The organism is Streptomyces sp. NPDC057900, from assembly GCF_042887885.1.
In the GTDB taxonomy this organism is placed as follows: domain Bacteria; phylum Actinomycetota; class Actinomycetes; order Streptomycetales; family Streptomycetaceae; genus Streptomyces.
In genome coordinates, this window is sequence record NZ_JBHVOI010000006.1 from 237,206 (window position 1) to 261,184 (window position 23,979).

Annotated in this window: 20 protein-coding genes; 9 read left to right on the plus strand and 11 right to left on the minus strand. The window is 72.5% G+C overall.

The annotated features are described in order from the left end of the window. Positions 1-19 precede the first annotated feature (19 nt). Positions 20-670, minus strand: coding sequence for a TetR family transcriptional regulator (locus tag ACFVQ0_RS23845; protein ID WP_390091127.1), 651 nt, complete (start codon positions 668-670; stop codon positions 20-22). A 185-nt stretch (positions 671-855) separates the two neighbouring features. Here ACFVQ0_RS23845 and ACFVQ0_RS23850 point away from each other — a divergent pair, with 185 nt between their 5' ends. Both ACFVQ0_RS23850 and ACFVQ0_RS23855 read left to right on the plus strand, forming a co-directional pair. Then, positions 856-2,085 (plus strand): acyl-CoA dehydrogenase family protein, encoded by a 1,230-nt coding sequence (locus ACFVQ0_RS23850; protein WP_390091129.1) that lies wholly within the window; start codon positions 856-858, stop codon positions 2,083-2,085. 157 nt (positions 2,086-2,242) lie between these two features. Beyond that, positions 2,243-2,641: a hypothetical protein gene (locus tag ACFVQ0_RS23855; RefSeq protein WP_390091131.1), complete on the plus strand. Its 399-nt coding sequence runs from the start codon at positions 2,243-2,245 to the stop codon at positions 2,639-2,641. Between the two features lie 67 nt (positions 2,642-2,708). On the opposite strand, the gene ACFVQ0_RS23860 is transcribed toward ACFVQ0_RS23855, so the two are convergent. Continuing rightward, a complete protein-coding gene (locus tag ACFVQ0_RS23860; protein WP_311307118.1) occupies positions 2,709-3,197 on the minus strand; it encodes a glutathione peroxidase in 489 nt (162 codons plus the stop codon). 55 nt (positions 3,198-3,252) lie between these two features. Beyond that, complete coding sequence (locus ACFVQ0_RS23865; RefSeq protein WP_390091133.1) at positions 3,253-4,257, minus strand: Lrp/AsnC family transcriptional regulator; 1,005 nt, start codon at positions 4,255-4,257, stop codon at positions 3,253-3,255. A 150-nt stretch (positions 4,258-4,407) separates the two neighbouring features. On the opposite strand from ACFVQ0_RS23865, the gene ACFVQ0_RS23870 reads away from it, so the two are divergent. The 3 genes from ACFVQ0_RS23870 (at position 4,408) to ACFVQ0_RS23880 (ending at position 8,798) form a co-directional block, all read left to right on the plus strand. Next, positions 4,408-5,958: an amidase gene (locus tag ACFVQ0_RS23870; protein ID WP_390091135.1), complete on the plus strand. Its 1,551-nt coding sequence runs from the start codon at positions 4,408-4,410 to the stop codon at positions 5,956-5,958. 113 nt (positions 5,959-6,071) lie between these two features. After that, the gene (locus tag ACFVQ0_RS23875) at positions 6,072-7,502 is read left to right on the plus strand and encodes an MFS transporter (protein WP_390091137.1); all 1,431 of its coding nucleotides are present in this window, start codon (positions 6,072-6,074) and stop codon (positions 7,500-7,502) included. A 48-nt stretch (positions 7,503-7,550) separates the two neighbouring features. Further along, on the plus strand, positions 7,551-8,798 hold the full coding sequence (locus ACFVQ0_RS23880; protein WP_390091139.1) for an amidohydrolase family protein: 1,248 nt from the start codon (positions 7,551-7,553) through the stop codon (positions 8,796-8,798). Here the strand turns inward: ACFVQ0_RS23880 and ACFVQ0_RS23885 are convergent. Genes ACFVQ0_RS23885 through ACFVQ0_RS23895 form a run of 3 tightly spaced genes read right to left on the minus strand, consistent with a single transcriptional unit; the run spans position 8,768 to position 11,717 of the window. Continuing rightward, entirely contained in the window at positions 8,768-9,325 is a 558-nt protein-coding gene (locus ACFVQ0_RS23885) for a GNAT family N-acetyltransferase (RefSeq protein WP_390091141.1), read from the minus strand. The genes ACFVQ0_RS23880 and ACFVQ0_RS23885 overlap by 31 nt on opposite strands. A gap of 13 nt (positions 9,326-9,338) precedes the next feature. Further along, positions 9,339-9,911: a helix-turn-helix domain-containing protein gene (locus tag ACFVQ0_RS23890; protein ID WP_390091362.1), complete on the minus strand. Its 573-nt coding sequence runs from the start codon at positions 9,909-9,911 to the stop codon at positions 9,339-9,341. A gap of 45 nt (positions 9,912-9,956) precedes the next feature. Beyond that, entirely contained in the window at positions 9,957-11,717 is a 1,761-nt protein-coding gene (locus ACFVQ0_RS23895; protein WP_390091143.1) for a cation:proton antiporter, read from the minus strand. Positions 11,718-11,981: 264 nt separating this feature from the next. On the opposite strand from ACFVQ0_RS23895, the gene ACFVQ0_RS23900 reads away from it, so the two are divergent. Continuing rightward, positions 11,982-12,212 carry a DUF6011 domain-containing protein gene (locus tag ACFVQ0_RS23900; protein WP_390091145.1) on the plus strand — a complete coding sequence of 77 codons (231 nt, stop codon included), beginning with the start codon at positions 11,982-11,984 and terminating at the stop codon, positions 12,210-12,212. Positions 12,213-12,245: 33 nt separating this feature from the next. Here ACFVQ0_RS23900 and ACFVQ0_RS23905 read toward each other — a convergent pair whose 3' ends face one another. Together ACFVQ0_RS23905 and ACFVQ0_RS23910 are read right to left on the minus strand one after the other, a co-directional pair. Continuing rightward, complete coding sequence (locus ACFVQ0_RS23905; RefSeq protein ID WP_390091147.1) at positions 12,246-13,127, minus strand: acyl-CoA thioesterase; 882 nt, start codon at positions 13,125-13,127, stop codon at positions 12,246-12,248. Positions 13,128-13,144: 17 nt separating this feature from the next. Further along, positions 13,145-15,718: a DEAD/DEAH box helicase gene (locus ACFVQ0_RS23910; RefSeq protein ID WP_390091149.1), complete on the minus strand. Its 2,574-nt coding sequence runs from the start codon at positions 15,716-15,718 to the stop codon at positions 13,145-13,147. 122 nt (positions 15,719-15,840) lie between these two features. Between ACFVQ0_RS23910 and ACFVQ0_RS23915 the strand changes: the two genes are divergently transcribed. Further along, positions 15,841-16,632: a metal-dependent hydrolase gene (locus ACFVQ0_RS23915; RefSeq protein ID WP_390091151.1), complete on the plus strand. Its 792-nt coding sequence runs from the start codon at positions 15,841-15,843 to the stop codon at positions 16,630-16,632. Positions 16,633-16,641: 9 nt separating this feature from the next. On the opposite strand, the gene ACFVQ0_RS23920 is transcribed toward ACFVQ0_RS23915, so the two are convergent. Then, positions 16,642-17,637 (minus strand): Lrp/AsnC family transcriptional regulator, encoded by a 996-nt coding sequence (locus ACFVQ0_RS23920; RefSeq protein WP_390091153.1) that lies wholly within the window; start codon positions 17,635-17,637, stop codon positions 16,642-16,644. Positions 17,638-17,798: 161 nt separating this feature from the next. On the opposite strand from ACFVQ0_RS23920, the gene ACFVQ0_RS23925 reads away from it, so the two are divergent. Further along, positions 17,799-19,388, plus strand: a complete 1,590-nt coding sequence (locus ACFVQ0_RS23925; protein WP_390091155.1) for an MFS transporter — start codon at positions 17,799-17,801, stop codon at positions 19,386-19,388. 105 nt (positions 19,389-19,493) lie between these two features. Next, entirely contained in the window at positions 19,494-20,366 is an 873-nt protein-coding gene (locus tag ACFVQ0_RS23930) for a methylenetetrahydrofolate reductase (RefSeq protein ID WP_390091157.1), read from the plus strand. A 12-nt stretch (positions 20,367-20,378) separates the two neighbouring features. Here the strand turns inward: ACFVQ0_RS23930 and ACFVQ0_RS23935 are convergent, their stop codons facing one another. Beyond that, positions 20,379-22,187: an ABC transporter ATP-binding protein gene (locus tag ACFVQ0_RS23935; RefSeq protein WP_390091158.1), complete on the minus strand. Its 1,809-nt coding sequence runs from the start codon at positions 22,185-22,187 to the stop codon at positions 20,379-20,381. Next, entirely contained in the window at positions 22,184-23,932 is a 1,749-nt protein-coding gene (locus ACFVQ0_RS23940) for an ABC transporter transmembrane domain-containing protein (RefSeq protein WP_390091160.1), read from the minus strand. The genes ACFVQ0_RS23935 and ACFVQ0_RS23940 overlap by 4 nt, the downstream gene beginning before the upstream one ends. Between the last annotated feature and the right edge of the window lie 47 nt (positions 23,933-23,979).

Here is a 23,979-nt window from a genome sequence, read left to right on the forward strand (position 1 = left end):
GCGAGCGGTGTGCGCGGCTTCAGAACCCGGGGCCGCCGGGGCGGTCGCCCGCCGCGGACAGCCTGCCCCACAGAAGATCGGCCAGGCTGCTCACCAGCTGGGCCCGTGAGCAGGGGCGTTCGCCCAGCCACCAGTCGCCCGCCGCGTGCATCATGCCGACGATCCCGTGACCCCAGATCCGGGCCATGACCTGGCTGTCGGCCCCGAGGTCCACCCGCTCCGCGATGACCGTGGCGAGCTCCTCGCCGAGGCGGCGCAGCAGCGGGGCGGAGTGGCGCCCCACGTCGAAGCCCTGCTCGGAGGCGGGCGCCGCGTCGTCGGAGGGGTGCATCAGGAACCGGTAGACCTGCGGACGGGCCTCGATCGCGGCGAGATAGGTGTCGAGCGTCGCCTCGACCCGGGCGCGGCGGTCGGCGGGGGCGTCGAGCGCCGCCCGCAGTGCGCCGAGGAGCGCGTCGGTGTGCCGCTTCGCGAGGGCGCGGTAGAGACCGCCCTTGTCACCGAAGTGCCGGTAGAGGATGGGCTTGGTGATCCCGGCCTCCGCCGCGATGGCGTTCATCGAGGCCCCCGGGCCGTCCCTGAGCACCACGCGGTCGGCGGCTTCGAGCAGCTCCCGGCGGCGGCGTTCTGCCGCGGACCGTTGCCGCTCCGCCTGTCGTGTGGTCTCCATGCTGTTTCTCCCACCCCTGGCTGTGCCTGTCCGTCCTGCCTGCGCAACGTAACACCCTGATCAGCGGGGCGCGGATCTGCGGTTGACCGGTTGACAGAGGCTACTTGCCGGTAACAGACTGTTGTTACCGCAAGTAACGAACGGTTTCGACGGCAGTACTTTGACAGCAGTACGTGGAGGGGAAAATGGCCGAGTTCACGCTCGAACTCAACGACGACCAGAAGCAGGTCCGTGACTGGCTGCACGGATTCGCCGCGGATGTGATCCGTCCGGCCGCTTCGGAGTGGGACGAGCGTGAGGAAACGCCCTGGCCCGTCATTCAGGAGGCGGCCAAGGTCGGCATCTACTCCCTGGACTTCTACGCCCAGCAGTTCTTCGACCCGACGGGCCTCGGCATCCCGATGGCGATGGAGGAGCTGTTCTGGGGCGACGCGGGCATCGCCCTGTCGATCGTCGGTACGGGCCTGGCGGCCGTCGGCGTCCTCGCCAACGGCACGGAGGAGCAGATAGGCACCTGGATCCCGCAGATGTACGGCGACGCGAACGATGTGAAGGTCGCCGCCTTCTGCTCCTCCGAGCCCGACGCCGGCTCCGACGTCGCCTCGATGCGCACCCGCGCGGTGTACGACCAGGCCAAGGACGAGTGGGTGCTCAACGGCACCAAGACCTGGGCGACCAACGGCGGCATCGCCAACGTCCACGTCGTGGTCGCGGTCGTCGACTCCGAGCTCGGCTCCAAGGGGCACGCCTCCTTCATCGTGCCGCCGGACACCCCCGGGCTCTCCCAGGGGCAGAAGTTCAAGAAGCACGGCATCCGCGCCTCGCACACCGCGGAGGTCGTCCTGGAGGACGTGCGCGTCCCGGGCCACTGCCTGCTCGGCGGCAAGGAGAAGCTCGACCAGCGCCTCGCGCGGGCCCGCGAGCGCGCCGCCTCCGGCGGTGGCGAGCGGGTGAAGAACGCCGCTATGGCCACGTTCGAAGCGTCCCGCCCGGCCGTCGGTGCGATGGCGGTCGGCACCGCCCGTGCCGCGTACGAGGTCGCGCTCGACTACGCCAAGACCCGGACCCAGTTCGGCCGCCCGATCATCGACAACCAGGGCATCGCCTTTCAGCTCGCCGACATGCGCACCCGGGTCGACGCGGCCCGGCTGCTGGTCTGGCGCGCGTCCTGGATGGCGGCCGCCGGAAAGCCGTTCGAGTCGGCCGAGGGCTCCATGTCCAAGCTGTACGCGAGCGAGACCGCCAAGGAGGTCACCGCGCAGGCGGTCCAGATCCTCGGTGGCAACGGCTTCACCCGTGAGTACCCGGTGGAGCGGATGCACCGGGACGCCGCGATCTACACCATCTTCGAGGGCACCAGTGAGATCCAGCGCCTGGTGATCGCCCGCACGCTGTCCGGGATGCCCATCCGCTGACACCCGGCCCAGGCCGCACGCACGCCCCGGCCCCCGTCTCCCGCCGCACCGGCAGGGGACGGGGGCCGGTCCTGTGCCGTGGGTGAATGGTGTGCACCTGCCACGCACTGTAGATTCCCCGTGAAAATCGTGACCGGCCGATGGAGGGGAACGCGCCATGCTGAAGTTCACCGGGAGGCGGATCGTGGCCGCCGCCGTGGCGGCGTTCGGCCTCGTCGTCGCCGCCCAGGGCACGGCCGCGGCCGTGCCGAAGCCGATCGAGGCGACCTTCGGCGGGTACGGGGAATGGAACCCCGACCCCTACGGCGGTATCCCCGGCGACTCGATCCGCGCCTGCGACACGGGCGCGGACGGCTGGAGCATCGAGGTGAAGCTCGACATCGGCCGCGACGGGACCTGGGACCGGGTCGTGAGCACCCGAGGTCACAACTCCCCCTACTGCAGCCCCTGGAAGGGCGGCAACATCAAGGAGGGCACGCCCGTGAGCATCCAGGTGGCGAATGTGAACGCCGGCGTCACCTACCCCAAGGGCTCACTCCTGCTCAGCTACGCCTGAGCGGCGGGCCCCCGCGCCACCGGGTGACGGGCGGCGGTCCGGCCGCGGGCCACCCGGCGGCATCGCTTCAGGCGGGAAGCTGGGCCTCGATGGCCGCGACGAGCTCCGGCGCCTCCGGCTCGGTGGCGGGACGGAGCCGCGCGACCGGCTCGCCCGCGGGGGAGAGCAGGAACTTCTCGAAGTTCCACTTCACGTCACCGGCTTCGCCGTCGGCGTCCGCGAGCTTCGTCAGCTCCACGTAGAGCGGGTGCCGGCCCGCGCCGTTGACGTCCGTCTTGGCCAGCAGCGGGAAGCTCACCCCGTACGTCGCCGAGCAGAACGCCTGGATCTCCTCCGAGCTCCCGGGCTCCTGGCCGGCGAACTGGTTGCACGGCACGCCGAGCACGGTGAACCCCCGGTCCCCGTAAGTCTTCTGGAGCCGCTCCAGACCGGCGTACTGCGGGGTCAGCCCGCACTTGGAGGCGACGTTCACCAGCAGGACGGCCTGGCCCCGGTAGGCGCCCAGGGTGGTCGGCTCGCCGGTCAGGGTGTGGAGGGGAATGTCGTAGAGCGTCATGAGGATCTCCTAGTAAATGGCTTTCACTGCCATTCTTACGCCCGTGGGCGCCCACTTATGCCCACAGGTTCATCGGGACGAAGCCGATCGCACGGCCGTCCGGATCCAGCAGCCTGCCCATCAGCTTGACCGCGCGCAGCGCTACCGCCCGGTCGGCGATCCGCAGATGGGGGAGGGCCGCGGCCAGACGCACCTCCAGATCCTGGGCGTCCACCAGCGAGGAGACCCAGACGGTCGCGATCAGATTCTGCGGACCGGCCAGGCCGAGGCACTGCCGGATCTCCGGAAGCCTCGCCAACTCCCTTGCCGTGGACTCCAGATGCTCGGGCGAGACAGTGCCGAAGAAGGTCACGGCGACCGGCGAGCCGGACAGTGAACGGGCCAGGTCGCAGCGCAGCACCAGCCGGCCGGACTCCAGCAGCCGGTTCAGCCGCCGGCTCGCGGTGTTCACCGAGACGCCCAGGGTCTCGGCGAGTTCGCTCAGCGACATCCGCCCGTTCTCGCCGATCGCCGTGACCAGTTCCGCGTACTCGGGAGACTGCTGGGAGCCGCCCAGCGCCGAGCGCCGGGACGCGGCCAGCGCCTCCTGCTGGGAGCGGTTCAGGCTCGTCAGCCGCCAGACGCTCCCCTCCGTGTAGCTGCGGGTGACCAGATGGGCCCGGGTCGCCGTGATCCCGGGGATCGTGCCGAGCCGGTCCACGATGTAGCGCGAGAGCGCGCCGAAGCCGGTGGCCATGGCCGTGATCAGCAGGTCGCGGCCGCCGGCCGCGTGCTCCACGGTCACCGCGTGCGGGTCCGCGGAGAGCTGCTCGGCCACCGCGCCCGCCTGCCCCGGCGCGCAGTCGATCTCGATCAGCGCACCGGCTCCGGAGCCGCCGAAGGGGTACGCGGTCACCCAGGCGTGGCCCGCCGTCCGCAGCCGCTCCCAGCGCCGGGCGACGGTCGCGGCGTCGATGTCCAGCGCCTTCGCCAACTCCGTCCAGGGCGCCCGCGGGCTGATCTGCAGCGCGTTGACCAGGGCCAGATCGAGCTCGCTGAGCGGGGGCAGGTTTTCAGTCATCTGAGATCCGCATCGGGAAGCGTTGTGGGAAAAAACTGCATTGGATCGTGATTCATGACAGAGATAAGCAATTCGATGTCACATCGTGATCGGAGATTAGCATCGCCCTACCTCATCAGATCCAGCCAATTTCCCGCCCGGAGGCGCCCCGTGCAGCAGCCTTTCGCCACCCTCACCGAGGCCGCCGCCGCCCTCCGGTCGGGCGCCGTCGGCAGCCGTGAGCTCGTCGCCGCCGCACTCGCCGACGCCGACACGCTCGATCCGCTGCTCGGCGTGTACGTGACCCGCTTCCCGGAACAGGCACTCGCCGCGGCCCGCGCCGCCGACTCCCGCCCGGCCGCCGAACGCGGCCCGCTGCAGGGGCTGCCGCTCGCCGTGAAGGACAACCTCGCCACCGTCGAAGGCCCGGCCACCGCGCAGAGCCCCGTCCATGACCCGCACTGGTGGCGCGGGCTCGACGCGCCCGCCGTCGCCCGGCTGCGCCGCGCCGGGGCCGTCGTCCTCGGCAAGACCACCATGGCCGAGTACGCCATGGGCCGGCCCGACCCCGCCCACCCCTTCCCGGTGCCCCGCAACCCCTGGGACCCGGAGCGGTGGACCGGCGGATCGAGCACCGGCAACGGCGCGGGCATCGCCTCCGGGCTCTTCCTCGGGGCCCTCGGCAGCGACACCTCCGGCAGCGTCCGGCTGCCCGCCGCCCTGTGCGGCACCACCGGCCTGAAGACCACCTTCGGCCTGCTGCCCACCGACGGCTGCCTGCCGCTCAGCCCCTCCCAGGACGTCCTGGGACCGATGGCCGTCAGTGCCGCCGACTGCGGGCTCCTCCTCGACGCGCTGACCGGGCAGCCGACCCGCGCACCCGGCCCCCCGGACATCCGGGGACTGCGCGTCGGCGTCCCGTACGGGCTCCTCGACACGCCGGGCGTCACCGGACCGTGCCGCGCCGCCTTCCTGGACGCGCTGCGGAACCTGCGGGAACTCGGCTGCGAGACAAGGGAGTTCGAACTCCCGGAGTTCGGGGAGCTGCTCGCGGTCAACGCCGTCACCATGCTCGCGGAGGCCTTCTCCGAACACGGCGAACGGCTCGCCGCCGACTGGGACGGACACGGGCGGGGCTTCCGCCGGCTGGCCGCGGCGGGCGGACTGATCCCCGCGCACCTCTACCTCCGCGCCCAGCGGACCCGCGAACGGCTCACCGCCGCACTGCTGGAGCGGCTGGACGGCCCGGCCGGGGCCGACGTGATCGCCACCCCGACCTGGCCCGCGCCCGCCCGCCCCTACGCCCGGGAAACCGCACCCGGCGACGAACTCAACCTCACCGCCGTCTGGAACCCCACCGGCTTCCCGGCCCTCGCGCTGCCCATGGGCGCCGACCCCGCCGGACTGCCGCTCTCCCTCCAACTGGCAGGCCGTCCCCGCAGCGAGCACACCCTGCTCCGCGCGGGCGAGGCCCTCCAGTCCGTCACCACCTGGCATCTGCGCCGGGCCGCGCCCGACCCCCGGCACCGGCCCGCCCCGCTCCGCGACCCGGACCGCGAAGCACCGGCGCCCGCCGCCTCCGTACCCGGCCCCGGCCGCGCCCCGGACGGTATCGAGGAAGCCCTCGCGGCCGTCGGCATCAAACCGGGCCCGGCCGATCTGGCCGCCGTCGGCGCGGTGGCCCGAGGGCTCCTCGCGGCCGGCCGGCGACCGGCCGCCTGAACCGCCGGGACCCACCCGCTCCCGTCCTTCGAAGTGCCCTCGCGGCCAACTCTTCCTGCCCCACCACCCTCCGCCGCGCCCGTGTGCGCGGCCGTGCCCAAGTGGAGATCCCCATGTCGCGTATCCAGCCCACCGCGGGCGCCGGCGCGCCTGGCCTCGGCGGCGCCCGCGTCGCCGCGGTCGTCGGATTCCTGGTCTTCGTCGAACTGACCAGCGGCATCATCCAGGGGATGATGCCGGCCCTGCTGCCCGAGCTCGGCACCGTCCTGCACGTCGGAGCGGGCGACCTCAACTGGGTCAACGCCGCACAGCTCCTCGCCGCAGCCGTCTCCGTACCGCTGTTCGGCCGGCTCGGGGACATGTACGGCCACCGGCGGCTGCTGCGCATCGCGGTCCTCTGCCTCGTCGCCGGCTCCGTCCTGGTCGCCTGGTCGCCCTCCTTCGAGGTGCTGCTCGTCGGGCGCGTCCTGCAGGGACCGCTCGCCGCGCTCCTGCCGCTGGAGATCGGCCTCGTCCGCGACCGGCTCGACGCGGCGGGCGCCCGGAGCGCCATCGCCCTGCTCGTCGGCGCCCTCACCTTCGGCGCCAGCGCCGGGATGGTCATCGCCGGTCTCCTGCGCGAAGTCATCTCCTCGGTGCACGGCGTGCTCTGGATCCCGGCCGTCACGACCGTCCTGTGCGCCGGAGTCGTTTTCTTCCTGGTACCCGAATCGAAGACCCGCGCCCCGGGCCGGGTCGACTGGGCGGGCGCCGGGCTGCTCAGCGTCGGACTCGCCACGCTGCTGCTCGGCATCTCCCAGGGACCCAAGTGGGGCTGGAGCGACGGCTGGACCCTGACGCTCCTCGCGGTCGCCGCCGCCACGCTCGTCGTCTGGGTCCTGGTCGAACTCCGCGTCGCGGAGCCCATCGTCGACATCCGCCTCACCGTCCGGCGCACCCTGCTCCCCGTGTACGCGGCCAGCTTCCTGCTCGGCACCGCGCTCTTCGGCGCCCAGACCGCCGCCGTCCTCTTCGTGTCCTCGCCCGGCGACAAGCTCGGATACGGATTCGGCTACGACGCCCTCGGGATCGCGTGGCTCATGCTGCCGTCCGGTGTCATGGCGTTCGCCGCCTCGCTCGTCGCCTCCCGGCTCTTCCGGCTGATCGGCGGACGCGGCGCCCTCGTGCTCAGCGGGTTCCTCATGGCGGCCGGCTACGTGCTGCTGATCGTGGCGCACGACGAGCCCTGGCAGTTCGTCGTCGTCAACGCCATCGTCGGCTCGGGCTTCGGGCTGGCCCTCAGCGCCATGCCCGTCCTGATCGTCGAAGCCAGCCCGCACGAGCGCACCGCGATCGCCACCGGCATCTACAACACCGCCAAGACAGTGGGCGGTTCGGTCGCCGGTGCCGTCTTCGCGGCCATCCTCACCGCGATCACCTTCAAGGGCACGAAGATCCCCACGATCGACGCCTACACCACCGTCTGGTGGTGCTGCGCGGGCGTGTCGGTCCTGGTCGCCGCCGCGGCGGCCGTCGTGGCCCGGCCCCGTACCACCCTCGGCTGACCCGCCACCCACCCCGATCCGCACACCCCCCAGGGAAGGAACAGCGCCATGCCCGCTCCCACCACCCCCGTACTCCTGCACAACGGCCTGCTCATCGACGGCACGGGCGCCGAACCCGTCCGGGACGGCGCGGTGCTCGTCGAGGACGGACGCGTCCGCTGGGCGGGCCCGTCCGCGGACTGTCCGGCGACCGAGGAGGGGACCCGGCGCGTCGACGTCCGGGGCGGCACGATCCTGCCCGGCTTCATCGACTGCCACGTCCACATGGCCGCCCCCGGCACCGCACTGAGCCACGCCGAGATAGCCACCATGCCCCGCAGCCTGCTCACCTTCCTCGCCGCACCCCGGATGCGGGCGACGCTCGAAGCCGGGGTCACCACCGCCAGGGACCTCGGCGGGGCGGACGCCGGACACCGGCGGGCCGTCGAGTCCGGGCTGCTGGTCGGCCCCCGGCTGCTGGTGGCCGTCGCCATGCTCAGCCCGACCGGCGGGCACGGCGACTTCCGGTCGGGGAACGACGACCGAGCCAACGACAACACCATGGGGCGGCTGGCCGACGGCACCGCCGAATGCCGCCGGGCGGTGCGCGGCGTGCTGCGCCAGGGCGCCGACTGCGTCAAGATCGCCGCGACCGGCGGCGTCTGGAGCCCCACCGACCAGCCCGACGACGACGGATTCCTGGAGGACGAGATCCGTACGATCACCGAGATCGCCGCCGGACACCGGGGCAAGAAGGTCGCCGCCCACGCGCAGGGCAGGGGCGGCATCCTCAACGCCGTACGGGGCGGGGTCGCCAGCATCGAGCACGGCTACGAGATCGACGACGAGGCCATAGACCTGATGCTGGAGCGCGGCACGTTCCTCGTACCGACCCTCACCACCGCCCACACCGACCCGGACCCGAAGAAGGCGGCGCCCTGGGCGTACGCGAAGAAGAAGCACTGGCAGGAGGTCGCCCGCACGCACATCCCGCACGCCATCGCGCGCGGGGTGCGGGTCGCCATGGGAACCGACTGCGGCATCGCGGAACACGGCACCAACCTGCGCGAACTGGGCCACCTCGTGGACTGCGGCATGACCCCGATGGGCGCGCTGCGCGCCGGTACGGCCGAGGCCGCCGAGCTCCTGGGCATCGCCCACGAGACCGGCACCCTGGAGCCCGGCAAGCGCGCCGACGTCGTCATAGCCCGCGGCAATCCGCTCGACGACATCCGCGCCCTCGGTGACCCCGCGAACGTCCTGGTGGTGATGAAGGACGGCGTCGTCTACAAGGACCTCGACGGACTCGCCGGCTGAGCAGACCCCGGGCCGACCGCCTTGTAGTAGTAGGTGGTCGGCTTGAGGGCCCCCACCGGATCGGCGGCGTAGCCGGGAATCGAGCCGCACGCGGTCCAGTCCGCGGAGCGGTAGAGCCGCTCGGCGGCGCTGTCGCTCTCGGTGTCCAGGACGAGCAGCGTGACACCGTCCCCGGCCGCCGTCCGCTCGGCCGCGTCCAGCAGCCGCCGGCCCAGCCCCCGGCCCTGCGCCGACGGACGCACCATCAGCTTGGTGACCTCCGCGCGGTGACGGGCGTTCGGCAGCGGGGCCCGGACCAGGCCGATGGTCCCGGCGACCCGCTCACCGTCCCGGGCGATCCAGACCTGGAGGCGCCCGGCGGACACCGACGCGGCCTGCTCGCGCCACCAGCGGGCCGACGCGTCCCGGTCCAGCGGTGCGAGGAATCCGACGGAGGCCCCGCCGTCCACGATCTCCACCAGGAGTGCGGCCAGCTCATCGGCGTACGTGACCAGTTCGGGTCCGGACACCTGGACGATCTCGGTCATACGACAGGTCCTTTCAGGGCAGAACGATCAGCAGTGCGTAACGGACCCCGGCCGGGCCCGGACAGTGGAAACGAGAGGGCCCGCGCAGCCGGAAGCGCAGGCAGTCGCCGGTGCGGACGGTGTGCACGGTGCCGTCCACGGTGATCTCGACCGCCCCCTCCAGGACCCAGATGTGCTGTTCGAGACCGGGCACGGGCGGATTCTCGTACGCGATCGAGGCGCCCGCGCCGAGCACCCCCTCGACGACCTCCGCGCGCAGCCCCGGGTGCGGCGGCGAGACGGAGCGGCGTACGAAGCCGGACTCCTCGTCGCGCCACACCGGCTGGCGCCCGGCGGGCACCAGCTGCGGCGGCTCCGCCTCCACTTCGAGGAGCAGTCGCGACATGGTCCGGCCGTGGACCGTGCACAGCCGCCCGAGCAGCGCCGCGGTCGGGCTCAGCTCGCCGCGCTCCAGCCGCGAGAGCGTCGACCGGCTCACTCCGGTGCGGTGCGCCAGCTCCTCCAGCGACCAGCCCGCCTCGGCGCGTAGTTCGGCCAGCCGTGCCGCCAGCCGGGCATCGACGGCGCCCGGCTCGGCGCTCTCCATCTCTCTCACGGCAGAGATTCTATCTCTGATCCGGGACGGTCCGGTTCAGGGCCGCGACGGCGGGCTCAGCAGGACGAGGGTGTCGCCCCGTACCGGTGCGGCCGTGCCGGCACCGGTCACCGGGGTGAGCCGGCCGGCCGCGTTCACCACGAACAGCAGCTCGTGCCCGGCCGGGACCTCACCGTCGTAGGGCCGGTTGACCACCCGCGCCCCGGCCTCGTACCTGCGGGCCAGTTCGGGACCGGTGAGTCCGGGACCGAACAGCGACTCACCACCCGTGTACGGGGCCACCACCCCGTGGCTCGCGGAGGGCGGGCGCAGCCGGTGGACCGGGCCCTCGACGGACTCCCGGAGTGTCATCGACGCGAGCGCGTTGAAGTCGTCCTCCCCGGTCAGCAGCAGCACGTCGCTGATCCCCTCCAGCTCCGCCCCGGCGCCGGTGGCGGAGGCGAGCAGCTCACCGGGGGCCAGCTTCAGCCCCGCCTCCTCGATCCGCGCCCGCTCGGGGGCGGCGCCCGCCCACATCAGTACGTCAGGACCCGCGGAGCGCAGCGCGCACGCCAGGTCCACCGTCCACGCGGCGCCGCCCACCAGCAGCGGCCTGGACCTCGCCGGGCGCAGCACCCGCAGCCGCCGGGCCACCGGGAACGCCGTCAGGCCGTAGAGCGTGACCGTGGCGACGATCACCACGAAGGTGGCCGGGAGGATGCGGTCCGCGCCGCCGATGCCCTTGTCGGCCAGGGTTGCGGAGAACGTGGAGGCGGTGGCCGCCGCGACGATGCCCCGGGGGGCCATCCAGCCGATGAACCACCGCTCCCCGCGCGGCACATCGGTCCCGAGCGTCGCGAGGTGGGCCACCAGGGGCCTGGTCGCCAGAACGAGCAGCGCGACCAGCGCCAGCGACGGCAGCACCACGTGCCGCAGCGAGGCGGGGGTGACCGTGGCCGAGATGGAGATGAAGAGCAGACCGATGGTGAGCGAGACCAGCGTGTCGAAGAAGGGCCGACGCACCGGGATGTCCGGGCCCGGCAGATTGGCGACCGCCATCCCCATGACGACGGCGGAGATCAGCCCCGTGTCGTCGCGCAGCGCGTCACACGCCGCCGCCACGCCGATCACCGCGGCGAACTGCACCGACGTACCCAGCTCCTCGCTCAGCCGCACCCGGCTCAGCAGCAGCCACAGCAGACCCGCCCCGACCGCGCCGCCGGCCACCCCCACCGCCGCGCTGGCCGCGAACTGCCCCAGCTGACGGCCGAACCCCGGCCGGTCACCCGCGAGCACCCCGTGGAAGACCAGCGCCCCCAGGATCCCGCCGACCGGATCGATCAGGGACCCCTCCCAGATCAGCACGCGCTGGAGCCGCTCGCTGGGCCGGACGAAGTTGAGCAGCGGTCCGACGACCGTCGGACCGGAGACGACCAGGATCGACGCGAGCATCACGGACCCGGAGACCGACATGTCGAGTACCGGCACGGCGAACAGCGCGGCCGACACCACGGTGAGCACCGTCCCGATCCAGAGCAGCCGGACCACGACACGGCGGTTGTGGCCCTTGAGCCTGCTGACATCCAGCCCCAGCCCGGCGTCGTACAGGATCACCGCCACGGCCAGTGACACCAGCGGGGAGAAGGCGGTGCCCAGCAGCCGCTCGGGATCGATGTCGTCCGTCAGCGCGCCGGCGGTGAAACCGACCGGCAGCAGGACGAGCAGCGCCGGTACCCGCAGCCGGCCGGCCAGCAGCTGCGAGCCGACCGCCAGCACCACAATCAGTCCCAGGCCGAGGAACACCTGATCGTCCGTCATGACCGCGCCTCCTGCGGTGGGAGCACCGGGCCGGCGCTTCCGCCCCGTGGATCACCGCGCGCGACCACCCTCCGTGGCGGCGAACGGCAGAGGGGGAAGGGCTCGCGCCGGGAGGCGGCCGAGTCCCGCGCTGTCCGCCGGACGGGCTAACGGAGCGCGCCCCGCGGACCGGTGCGGCCGGGGCTGACGCCGGTCACCCGCGAACCCCTCCGGGTGCCGGGCGGGAAGTCGCGCAGTGGCCCCCTGGCTTGAGAGGATCGACGGGTGGAGTCTCCAGAACCCTTCCCCGGATCCGGTACCGAACCGCTGCCGGAGGCCGGGCCGGCGGCGGTCCGCCGCACCGTGCGCTGCCGGCTGTGCGGACGCCCGCTCACCGGCACGGCCTCGCGCCGCAGCGGACTCGGCCCCGCCTGCGACGCCAAGCTGCATCCGGCGCCGCCGGACATCCGCACCCGCCGTCACGAGGTCGATCAGGACCCGCTGCCCGGCATCTGAGCCCGCTCCCGGCGGACCCGGAATCCCCGGCCGTCAGGAGGGCTGCTCGTCCAGCCGCCGGAACAGTCCCTCCTGCACCACGGACACCAGCAGATTCCCCTCGCGGTCGTAGATCCGGCCGCGCGCCAGACCCCGCCCGCCCGTCGCCACGGGCGACTCCTGGTCGTACAGGAACCACTCGTCGGCCCGGAACGGACGGTGGAACCACATGGCGTGGTCCAGGCTCGCCATATCGAAGCCGCGCGGCCCCCACAGCGGCTCCACCGGGATCCGTACCGCATCCAGGAGCGTCATGTCGCTCGCGTACGTCAGCGCACAGGTGTGCACGAGCGGGTCGTCACCGAGCGGGCCGACCGCACGCATCCAGACCGCGCTGCGCGGGTCGGCGTCCGTGATCTCCTCCCGCGTCCAGCGCAGCCGGTCGACGTAACGGATGTCGAACGGCTGGCGCCGCGCCATCCGCTCCAGCGCCTCGGGAAGCGCGCCGAGGTGATCACGCACCTCGTCCGCGACCGTCGGCAGCTCCTCCGGATCCGGGACCACCCGCGCCGGGGGCAGCTGGTGCGCGATGCCCGCCTCCTCCGGACGGTGGAAGGACGCCGTCAGATCGAAGATGGTGCGCCCCTGCTGCACCGCCGTCACCCGGCGGGTGGTGAAGGACCGGCCGTCCCTGACCCGCTCGACCTGGTAGACGATCGGCACTCCCGGACGGCCGGGCCGCAGGAAGTAGGCGTGCAGTGAGTGGACCGGCCGGTCCCCGTCGGTGGTGCGGCCGGCCGCCACCAGGGCCTGCCCGGCGACCTGTCCGCCGAAGACCCGCTGAAGGGACTCGTGCGGGCTGCGGCCGCGGAAGATGTTGACCTCGATCTGCTCCAGGTCGAGCAGGTCGACCAGGCGCTCTGCGGGGTTCGTCATGCTGTTCGTCTCCACTCTCACAACTGGCCCACGGAGGTGACCCGGAGGACCGCCCGGCCCTCCTCGTCGGACGCGGCGAGATCGACCTCGGCGCTGATGCCCCAGTCGTGGTCGCCGCTCGGGTCCGCGAACGTCTGCCGGACCCGCCACAGACCGTGCTCGGCGTCCTCGTCGATCTTCAGCAGCTTCGGGCCGCGGGCGTCGGGGCCGGTGCCCAGCTCCTCGTGCTCGTCCCAGTACGCGTCCATCGCCTCGCCCCACGCGTCCTCGTCCCAGCCCGCGTCGCCGTCCAGCTCACCGAGATCACGGACCCGGTCCAGCGCGGCCAGCTCGACCCGGCGGAACATCGCGTTGCGGACCAGCACCCGGAAGGCGCGGGCGTTCGCCGTGACCGGCTTGACCTCGTCGGCCCGCTCCTGAGCCTGCTCGGCCGTCTCCACCTCGGGATTGGCGAGCTGCTCCCACTCGTCGAGCAGACTGGAGTCCACCTGACGCACCATCTCACCGAGCCAGGCGATCAGGTCCTCCAGATCCTCGGACTTGAGGTCGTCCGGGATGGTGTGCTCCAGCGCCTTGTACGCGCCCGCGAGATACCGCAGCACGATGCCCTCGGTACGGGCCAGCTCGTAGTTCGAGGTGAACTCCGTGAACGTCATGGCACGTTCGTACATGTCACGGACCACCGTCTTGGGCGACACCGGGTGGTCACCGACCCACGGGTGGCTCTGCCGGTAGACGTCGTACGCGTGCCACAGCAGCTCGCTCAGCGGCTTCGGGTACGTCACCTCCTGAAGGAGCTCCATCCGCTCCTCGTACTCGATGCCATCGGCCTTCATCTGCCCGATCGCCTCGCCCCGCGCCTTGTTCTGCTGGGCGGCGAGGATCTGACGCGGGTCGTCCAGCGTCGACTCCACCACGGAGACCATGTCCAGCGCGTACGAGGGGGAGTCGGCGTCCAGCAGCTCGAACGCGGCGAGTGCGAACGTGGACAGCGGCTGGTTCAGCGCGAAGTTCTGCTGGAGATCGACGGTGAGCCGCACGATGCGGCCCTCCGCGTCCGGGGTCTCCAGCCGCTCCACCACGCCGCCGTCCAGCAGCGAGCGGTAGATGGCGATCGCCTGGCGGATGTGGCGCAGCTGCGCCCTGCGCGGCTCGTGGTTGTCCTCCAGCAGGTGCCGCATCGCCTCGAAGGCGTTGCCGGGACGCGCGATGACGGACAGCAGCATGGTGTGCGTGACCCGGAAACGGGAGGTCAGCGGCTCCGGGTCGGACTGGATCAGCTTGTCGAACGTCGTCTCCGACCAGGCCACGAACCCCTCGGGGGCCTTCTTGCGGACGACCTTGCGCTTCTTCTTCGGGTCGTCACCGGCCTTCTTGACCAGCTTCTCGTTCTCGACGACGTGCTCGGGGGCCTGTGCGACGACGAAGCCCGCCGTGTCGAAGCCCGCCCGCCCGGCCCGGCCGGCGATCTGGTGGAACTCACGGGCGCGCAGCGTACGCACCCGGGTGCCGTCGTACTTGGTGAGCGCGGTGAACAGCACGGTGCGGATGGGGACGTTGACGCCGACGCCGAGCGTGTCCGTACCGCAGATGACCTTGAGCAGACCCGCCTGCGCGAGCTTCTCCACGAGCCGGCGGTACTTCGGCAGCATGCCCGCGTGGTGCACCCCGATGCCGTGCCGCACGTAACGGGAGAGGTTCTGGCCGAACTTGGTGGTGAAGCGGAAGTTGCCGATCAGATCGGCGATCTTCTCCTTCTCCTCCTTGGTGCACATGTTGATGCTCATCAGCGACTGCGCCCGCTCGACGGCCGAGGCCTGGGTGAAGTGCACGATGTAGACCGGCGACTGCCGGGTGTCCAGCAGCTCGGTGATGGTCTCGGTGATCGGCGTCAGCCGGTACTCGTAACTGAGCGGGACCGGACGCGTCGCGGACCGCACCACGGAGGTGGGCCGGCCGGTGCGGCGGGTCAGGTCCTCCTCGAACATCCTGACATCACCGAGGGTGGCGGACATCAGGACGAACTGGGCCTGCGGCAGCTCCAGGATCGGGATCTGCCAGGCCCAGCCGCGGTCCTGCTCCGCGTAGAAGTGGAACTCGTCCATCACGACCTGGCCGATGTCCGCGTACTTCCCGTCGCGCAGGGCGATGGCGGCCAGCACCTCGGCCGTACAGCAGATCACCGGGGCGTCGGCGTTGACGGAGGCGTCGCCGGTGAGCATGCCGACGTTCTCCGTGCCGAACAGCTTGCACAGGTCGAAGAACTTCTCCGAGACCAGCGCCTTGATCGGCGCGGTGTAGAAGGTGACCTTGTCCTGGGCCAGGGCAGCGAAGTGCGCACCGGCCGCGACCAGGCTCTTGCCGGAGCCGGTGGGGGTGGACAGGATCACGTTGGCCCCGGAGACCACCTCGATCAGCGCCTCCTCCTGAGCCGGATAGAGGGTGATGCCCTGCGTCTCGGTCCATGACGAGAATGCCTCGAAGAGGTCGTCGGGGTCGTCGGTCGGGGGCAGCTGATCGATTAGGGTCACGCCCCCATCTTGCCTGCCTTCCGCCCGGATGAGGGAACCGGACGACAGCACGAAGATCATGGACGATACGCTTTCCCCTCAACTCGACGACAGCACAACGACGGTGGTCCGTACCCGGAGAGGACGACACCCGTCCACGCGTTGTCCATCACTGGTCAATACCTACGGGGGCGGCAACAGACATGATGGGACCGGCACACTCTCTGTCAGGGGCGGCGGCCTGGCTGGGGGTGGGTGCGGCTGCGGCAGCCACGGGACACACCATGCCGTGGCCCGTCCTGGCCGTCGGCGCGCTGATCACGGCCGGTGCCGCACTGGCACCGGACCTGGACCACAAGTCCGCGACCATCTCACGCGCCTTCGGGCCGATATCCCGGGGCCTCTGCGAGATCGTCGACACGCTGTCGCACGCCGTCTACAAGGCGACGAAGATGCGGGGCGACTCGAACCGCAACGGCGGCCACCGGACCCTCACCCACACCTGGCTGTGGGCGGTCCTGATAGGCGCCGGCGCCTCCGCCGCCGCCATCACCGGCGGCCGCTGGGCGGTGCTGGCGATCCTCTTCGTCCATCTGGTGCTCGCCGTCGAAGGCCTGCTGTGGCGGGCCGCCCGGGTGTCCAGCGACGTCCTGGTCTGGCTGCTCGGCGCCACCAGCGCGTGGATTCTCGCCGGCGTCCTGGACAAGCCGGGCAACGGCTCCGACTGGCTCTTCAGCGCCCCCGGCCAGGAGTACCTCTGGCTCGGGCTGCCGATCGTGCTGGGCGCTCTCGTCCACGACATCGGGGACGCGCTGACCGTCTCCGGCTGCCCGATCCTCTGGCCGATCCCGGTGGGCCGCAAGCGCTGGTACCCGGTCGGCCCGCCGAAGGCGATGCGGTTCCGGGCCGGCAGCTGGGTGGAACTGAAGGTGCTGATGCCGGTGTTCATGGTGCTCGGGGGAGTGGGCGCCGCGGCCGCGATGAACGTCATCTGAGGCCTGGCTCTAGACCTGTACGGGATGTACCAGGCGGCCGTGGGAGATCAGTGAGGCGGCCTGCTTGAGGCGGCGGACCCGGATGCTGACCCCGTACGCGTCGACGCCCGGCACCGCCGCGAGGCGGGTGGTCAGATAGCGGTAGAAGTCCTGGGCGTCCCGGCAGGTGACGATGGCCATCATGTTGTGGTCGCCGCTGGTGGCGCCGGCGAACGCGACCTCCTCGTGCCCGGCGATCTCCCGCCCGGTCCGCTCCAGACAGGCCGGGGCGACGCGCAGCCAGAGAGTCGCGTTGAGGCGGAAGCCGAGGCGCTCGGGCAGCAGATCGATGTCGTACGAGAGCGCGCCGGACGACTCCAGGGACTCCAGGCGGCGCGCGACGCGGCCCTTGGACCAACCGGTGACCTCGGCCAGCCGCGTGTGCGAGGTACGGCCGTCCTCCGCGAGAGCGGCGAGCAGCGGGGCGTCCTCCGCGTCCGGGGGCAGGGGAGGGCCTGCCGGAACGGGGGGCGGGCCGCCGGTCAGCCGCTCCTCCTGCTCGGGCGTGAGATGTCCGCCGTAGCCGGTCCACCCGGGCGCGCCGGGCGCGTCGAAGGGGTGGATGAGCAGATCGATGCTCAGGTCGAGTACGGCGGCTGACCTGGGCAGCTGCTGGAGCAGCATGTCCTCGCGCTGGGCGTCCAGCGGTGAGCGGATCACGCAGATGATCTCCGAGCCGCCGGAGGCGATGCTCGCGTAGGCGATGTCGGGACGCCGGGTGAGGGCGTCGGCCAGCGGACCGACCCGGTCGGGGCGGCAGCGGATGCGCGCGACCCACTGCGCCTCCCCGTGCACGGCGGGGTCGACCAGGCCCACCACCCGCATCACCCCGCTGCGGCGCAGGGCGTGGTAGCGGCGGGCCGCGGTCTGCTCCGACACCCCGTTCACCTCACCGATGAGCCGGAACGGGGCCCTCGGCGCGCACTGGAGCGTACGGAGGATCTGCGTGTCCACTGCGTCCATCACGGAGGAAGTGTGCCACGGAGCGTCGAGACGATGGAGGTATCGCTCCGATGTGAGGAGCCGCTTCGTTGATTCCGGCCGGTGTCACCGATGCTGGCGACCGGGGCGGACGAGCCCCCGTTGAACATCGACCGCGGCGCCGAGCGCCGCCGAGGAGCACATCCGTGAACGTCACACCCCCGGCGAGCGGGCCGGCCGACCGGCGGGCGGCCACGCTCGCCATGGCCTGCCTGGGCGTATTCGTCGCCTACTTGCCGGTGACCACCGTCTCCGTCAGCCTGCCCGCCATTCAGGCGGCACTGGGCGCGTCGACAGCCCAGCTGGCGTGGGTCCAGGACGCGTTCGTCCTGCCCATGGCCGCGTTCATCCTGACCGCCGGAGTGTTCGGCGAGGTCCACGGGCGCAAGAAGGTGTTCCAGGCGGGGCTGGCGTCCTCCGCCGTCGGTGCCGCCGTCGCCCTCACCGCCCCGTCGATCGAACTGCTGTGGGCCGGACAGGCCCTCGCCGGACTCGGTGCGGCCGCGCTGCTGCCCACCACACTCGCCCTGATCAGCCACGCGGTGCCCGACCACCGGGAGCGCGGCAAGTTCATCGGCCTCTGGGCCACCTCGCTCCTGCTGGCGCTGGCCGTCGGACCGCTGATCGCCGGAGTCGTTTTGGAGCACGCCGCCTGGCGGTGGATCTACCTCCTGGTCATCCCCGTCTCGCTCATCGCGATGGCGGTCGCCGCGCGGCTGCTGACCGACTCGCGCGCCCCGCACGGGCGGCGGCTGGACTGGCCGGGCCAGATCACCGCCGCGTCCGCGATCACCGCGCTGGTGTACGGCGTGATCGAGGGCGGCGCCGGATCGTTCACCGACACCCGGGTCCTGGTGGCACTGCTCGTCGCGGTGACCGGTGCCGTCGCCTTCGTCGTGGCCGAGCGGCGCAGCGACAGCCCGATGCTGGACCTGACGCTGTTCCGCAGCGCCGCGTTCACCGCGACCACCCTCGTCGCGATGATCACCTTCCTGGCACTGATCGGCTTCTTCTTCCTCCTGAGCCTCTACTTCGGCCTGGTGCAGCAGCTCGACACCCTCCAGGCGGGCTGGCGGCTGCTCATGGTCACCGGCGCCGCCATCGTCGCCGGCGCCCCCGTCGGCCGGCTGATGCACCGGGTGCCCGCCCGCGTCCTGATCACCGCCGGACTCCTCGTCGTCACCGGCTCCCTGCTCTCGCTGACCACCGTCGACGCGGACACCTCGTTCGCCTCCATCGCCTGGCGGCTGGCGCTGCTGGGCCTCGGCATGGGCGGCGTCCTGACACCCATGACCGCCACCGCCGTCGCCTCCGTGCCCGTCCACCTGGCGGGCATGGCCGCAGCCGGGAACAACGCCTTCCGGCAGGTCGGCGGGGCACTGGGCCCCGCCGTCCTGGGCGCCCTCCTCACCGCCCGCGCCCTCGACACCTTCCCGGCGCACCTCGCGGACGCCGGGATCACCGGAGCCGCCGGGCAGGGCATCGTCGAGACCGCCCGTTCCGGCGGACTCGGCGCGGTCGCCGGAATGCACCTTGACGCCGCCACGGGCCCGGCCCTGAGCGCCGTGGGCGACGCCTTCCTCGACGGCCTCCGCCTCTGCCTGATCGTCGCCGCCGCCCTCACCCTGCTCGCCGCCCTGGTCTCTGCGGTCCTCCTGCGCCGCCCGCGCCGGGCATCCACCGTCGCGGCCTCCTCCACCGGCGTGCCCGCCGCCGCGCAGGCCCCCGTGGGCTGACGGACGCGCGCCCGCGACTGACACCCCACCGGGGGCTCCCGGTGGGGTGTCAGTCGCAACCGGCAGAATTGGGGGCAAGGGAGAACCGCACGAACGAGGAGCACGATGGATTCCCTCTCCACGGCCGCCGCCCCCGCCGTCGCCGCGCTGCTCGACGACTTCTCCCTGGAGATGACCGGCAAGGACGTCCCCGGGCTCGAAGCGGCCCGCGACCGCATCCCGGCCGGCACCCGGATCAACATCACCTTCCTCGGCACGGAGGACCTGGACACCCGGCTGGCCGCGGCCCGTACCGTCCGGCGGCTCGGCTGCACCCCCGTTCCCCACATATCGGCCCGCCGACTGCGCTCCCGGCCGGAGCTGGAAGAGCTCCTCGCCGCCCTCCGCTCCGACGGCACGGGGGACAACGTCCTGGTCATCGGCGGCGACCCGGCCGAACCCCACGGCCCCTACGACGACTCCCTCGCGCTCATCCGGTCCGGGCTGCTCCAGTCGTACGGCGTACGGCACGTCGGCATCGGCGGATACCCCGAGGGGCACCCGGCCATCGCGGGCCCGGCGCTCTGGTCCGCGATCGAGGACAAGACCAGCGCCCTCGCCGGTCAGGGCCTCTCGGGCGACGTCATCACCCAGTTCGGCTTCGACGCGGACCCGGTCCTGGCCTGGGTCGAGGCGGTACGGAAACGGGGCATCGACGTACCGGTGCGGGTCGGGGTCCCCGGCCCCGCCGGAATCAAGCGGCTGATGACGTACGCCACGCGCTTCGGCGTCGGCACGAGCACGTCCATCGCGAAGAAGTACGGATTCTCGCTCACCAACCTGATGGGCACGGCCGGCCCCGACCGCTTCATCCGTGCCCTGGCCGAGGGGTACGACATCCGCCGGCACGGTGTTCTCAAGCTGCACTTCTACACCTTCGGCGGCATCGGGGCCACGTCGCGGTGGGTCACCGAATTCCGGGCGGGCGCGGGCGGCTGACCGCCGCCCGTCTCAGGACGCGGGCGGCCGCCCGCCGTGCCACGAGCGCCAGAGCGCGGCGTACGCGCCGCCGGCCGCGACGAGATCGTCGTGGGTGCCGAGCTCGGTGATCAGGCCGTCCTCCATCACCGCCACCCGGTCGGCGTCGTGGGCCGACTGCAGCCGGTGCGCGATGGCCACGACGGTCCGGCCCTCCAGTACGGCGGCCAGCGCGCGCTCCGTGTGCCGGGCCGTCCTCGGGTCCAGCAGCGCGGTGGCCTCGTCGAGGATCAGCGTGTGCGGGTCGGCCAGTACCACCCGCGCCAGGGCGAGCTGCTGCGCCCTGGCCCCGTCCGGCCGGTGCCCGCCGTGGCCCAGATCGGTGTCCAGGCCGTCCGGCAGCTCCGCCGCCCACTCGGCGCCGACGGCGGCGAGCGCCGCGTGCAGTTCGGCGTCGGTGGCGCCTGCCGAGGCGATCCGCAGGTTCTCCCGGACCGTGCCCAGGAACACGTGGTGCTCCTGGGTGACCAGGACGACGTGCCGGCGCAGCCGGTCCGGGTCCAGACCGGCCACCGGGACCCGGCCCACCGTCACCGAGCCGGTGTGCGGTGCGTCCATGCCCGCCAGGAGCCTGCCCAGAGTGGTCTTGCCCGCCCCGGAGGGGCCGACGATCACCAGTCGCTCACCCGGCCGTACCGTCAGGTCGACCCCGTGCAGGACGTCGTCCCCGCCTTCGTACGCGTAGCGCGCCCCGGCCACCTCGATCACGTCATCGGCTGGACCGGAAGTGGCAACCGGTGCGGAAGTGGCAACCGGTGCGGGAGAGACGGCCGACAGCGCCTGCGCCGTCGTGCCGATCCCCTCCACCCGCGCGAACGAGGCGCCGCTGCTCTGGAGCTGCTCCATCTGCTGGAGGATGACGTCCAGGGGCTGGGACAGCTGGCGCAGGTACAGCGCGGAGGCGACGACCGCGCCGAGGCTCATCGCCCCGTGGTCGTGCAGTACGCCGCCGATCAGCAGAACACCGGCCACCGGGATGACGTAGGAGATGTCCACGGCCGGGAAGAGCACACTGCGCAGGGACAGCGTCCGGGTCCGGGTGCGCCGGCACTTCGCGATACTCTCCCGGCACGCCGCGACACGGCGCCGCTGCAGCCCCAGGGCCTCGACGGTGCGGGCCCCCGCGGCAGTGGCGGCGAGCTGCTCCGCGAGCTCGGAGTTGGCGGCTCCCTCCGCCAGGTACGCGGTGAGCGCCCGGCGCAGGTACCAGCGGGCGGCGAACCAGATGCCGAGCAGGCACAGCACCCCGCAGGCGCCCAGCAGCGGATCGAGGACGAAGACCGCGCCGAGGATGAACAGCGCCTGGACCCCCGCGACGAGGACCTCGGGCCCGGAGTCGCGGAGGGTCGCGCCGACCGCGGCGACATCGGTGGTGCCGCGGGTCATCAGGTCTCCGGTGCCGGCCCGCTCGACGGCGGTGGCGGGCAGCGCGAGCGCCCGCTCGGCGAACTGCTCCCGGATACGGGCCAGGGTCCGTTCACCGAAGCGGTGTGCGACGAGCCCGGCGTAGCGGACCAGCAGCAGCTGCGCCACGGCGAAGACGAGGATGGTGAGCGCGAGGCGGTCCACCTCTGCCACCCCGCCGCCCGCCCGGACCTCGTCGATGATGCGCCCGAGCAGCCACGGGCCGACGAGCCCGGCCGCCGCGGCCAGGGCGTTGAGCGCGGTCATGGCGGCGAAGGCACGGCCGTCCAGCCGGACCAGCCGGAGCGCGGCCCGGCGGACCAGGTGCGGTCCGGCGACGGGCAGGGCCCGGTCCGCCGCCCCGGGGACGGCGGTCATCGAACGGCCTTCCTGGACGCCGGGACGGTTTCGCCGGGGGCGTCGTCGTCCGCGCCGCGGGACACCAGCCCGCGGTATCCGGGCTGTCCGTCCAGGAGTTCGCGGTGGCTGCCGACGGCCGCGACGGAGCCGTCGACCAGGTAGTACACGTTGTCCGCCCGGTCCAGCAGGAGCGGTGACGTGCTGGTGACGACCGTGGTGCGGCCGGACCGCGCGGTGTGCAGCCCCGCCGCGACCGCCGCCTCCGTGTGCGCGTCGACCGCGGAGGTCGGCTCGACCGCGAGGAGCACCTCGGGATCGGCCAGCAGCGCTCGGGCCAGCCGGATGCGCTGGCGCTGGCCTCCGGAGAGGTTGCGGCCCTGCGCGTCGACCGGCGAGTCGAGCCCGTCCGGCAGTCCGCGCACGACGTCCTGCGCCACGGCCGCGCGGACGCCACGGCCGATGGCCTCCTCGTTCCGGTCCAGCGCGCCGGAGAGCACCTCGCGCAGCGGTCCGGCGAACAGATCGGCCTCGTTGTCCGCCACCAGGATCCGGCGGCGGACCCGCGTCAGATCGATCTCGTCGAGGCGTATCCCGCCCCAGGTCGCCGCCGACTCCGCGAACCGGCCGAGCCGGTCGACCACCGCCGCGGAGTCCGAGGGGCGGGCGCTGACGAGCGCGGTCAGCACGCCCGGCTCCACCTCGACACCGGATTCCGGATCACGCAGCGCGGACGGCTCCGAGGGCCCGTCCGAAGTGGCCTCCCCGCCCGGGGAAGCGGGCTCCAGAGACAGGAACCGGATGACCCTGCGGGCGGCGACCAGCCCCCGGCTGAGGTCGTAACCGCCCTCGATGAAGAACGTGACAGGCACCACCAGCACCGCCGTGTACCCGTACACCGCGACCAGCTCGCCCACGGTGATCGTCCCCTGAGCGGCCATCCGGGCCGCCAGCCAGGTCACGACGCCGAGGAAGAGGGTGGGCAGTCCGACACCGAGGGCCTGGATCCAGCTGGTCACCGTACCGACCCGGTACCCCTCCGCCGTCAGCTCCCGCGAACCCTGCCGGTAGCGCTCGCCGTACGCCTCCTTGCCGCCGATGCCGTTGAGGACGCGCAGGCCCCCGACGATGTCCTCGAAACGGGCGGCGAGCCTGCCCTCCTGCTCCCGGTACGCCGCCTCGACGCCTTGCAGCCGCCACAGCAGCGGGCCCGCCAGCACCGCGAGCAGCGGTACGCCGAGCAGCACCACCGCCGCGAGCAGCGGAGAGACGGTCAGCAGGAGCACGGCCACGAGGACATAGGCGAGGACCGCGCCGACCCCGGGGCCGGTGATGGTCAGCGTCCCGGCCATCACGGCGACATCGCGGAACCCGATCGTGACGACCTCCCCGCCCGTGACCCGGCGCGGCAGCTCCGCACCCAGTACGGTCGCCTGCCTGACGACGACCGCGACGGACCGGAACGCGGCGTCCATGCGCACCCTGGTCATCGTGCGGTGGCGCATGATGGCCAGCCACGCGTTGAGCACACCCACACCCAGCAACGCCGCGACCCAGCCCGCCAGCGCGGGCCACCGACCCGGTTCGAGCCCGTCGTCGATGGCGCGCGACAGCAGGTACGGCGGCAGCGTCAGACAGACCATCCAGGCACTGCCGAGCAGCGCACCGGCGGCGATCCGGTGGCACTGGCTGGTGACCAGCCACCACAGGTAGCGCGGTGCGCTACGACAGTCGGGCGTCCCCGGATCCGTATAGGAATCTGTCATGTACCGACATTAACGATCCCCGGAAGTCCGGTGGATCCGGGGCTCCC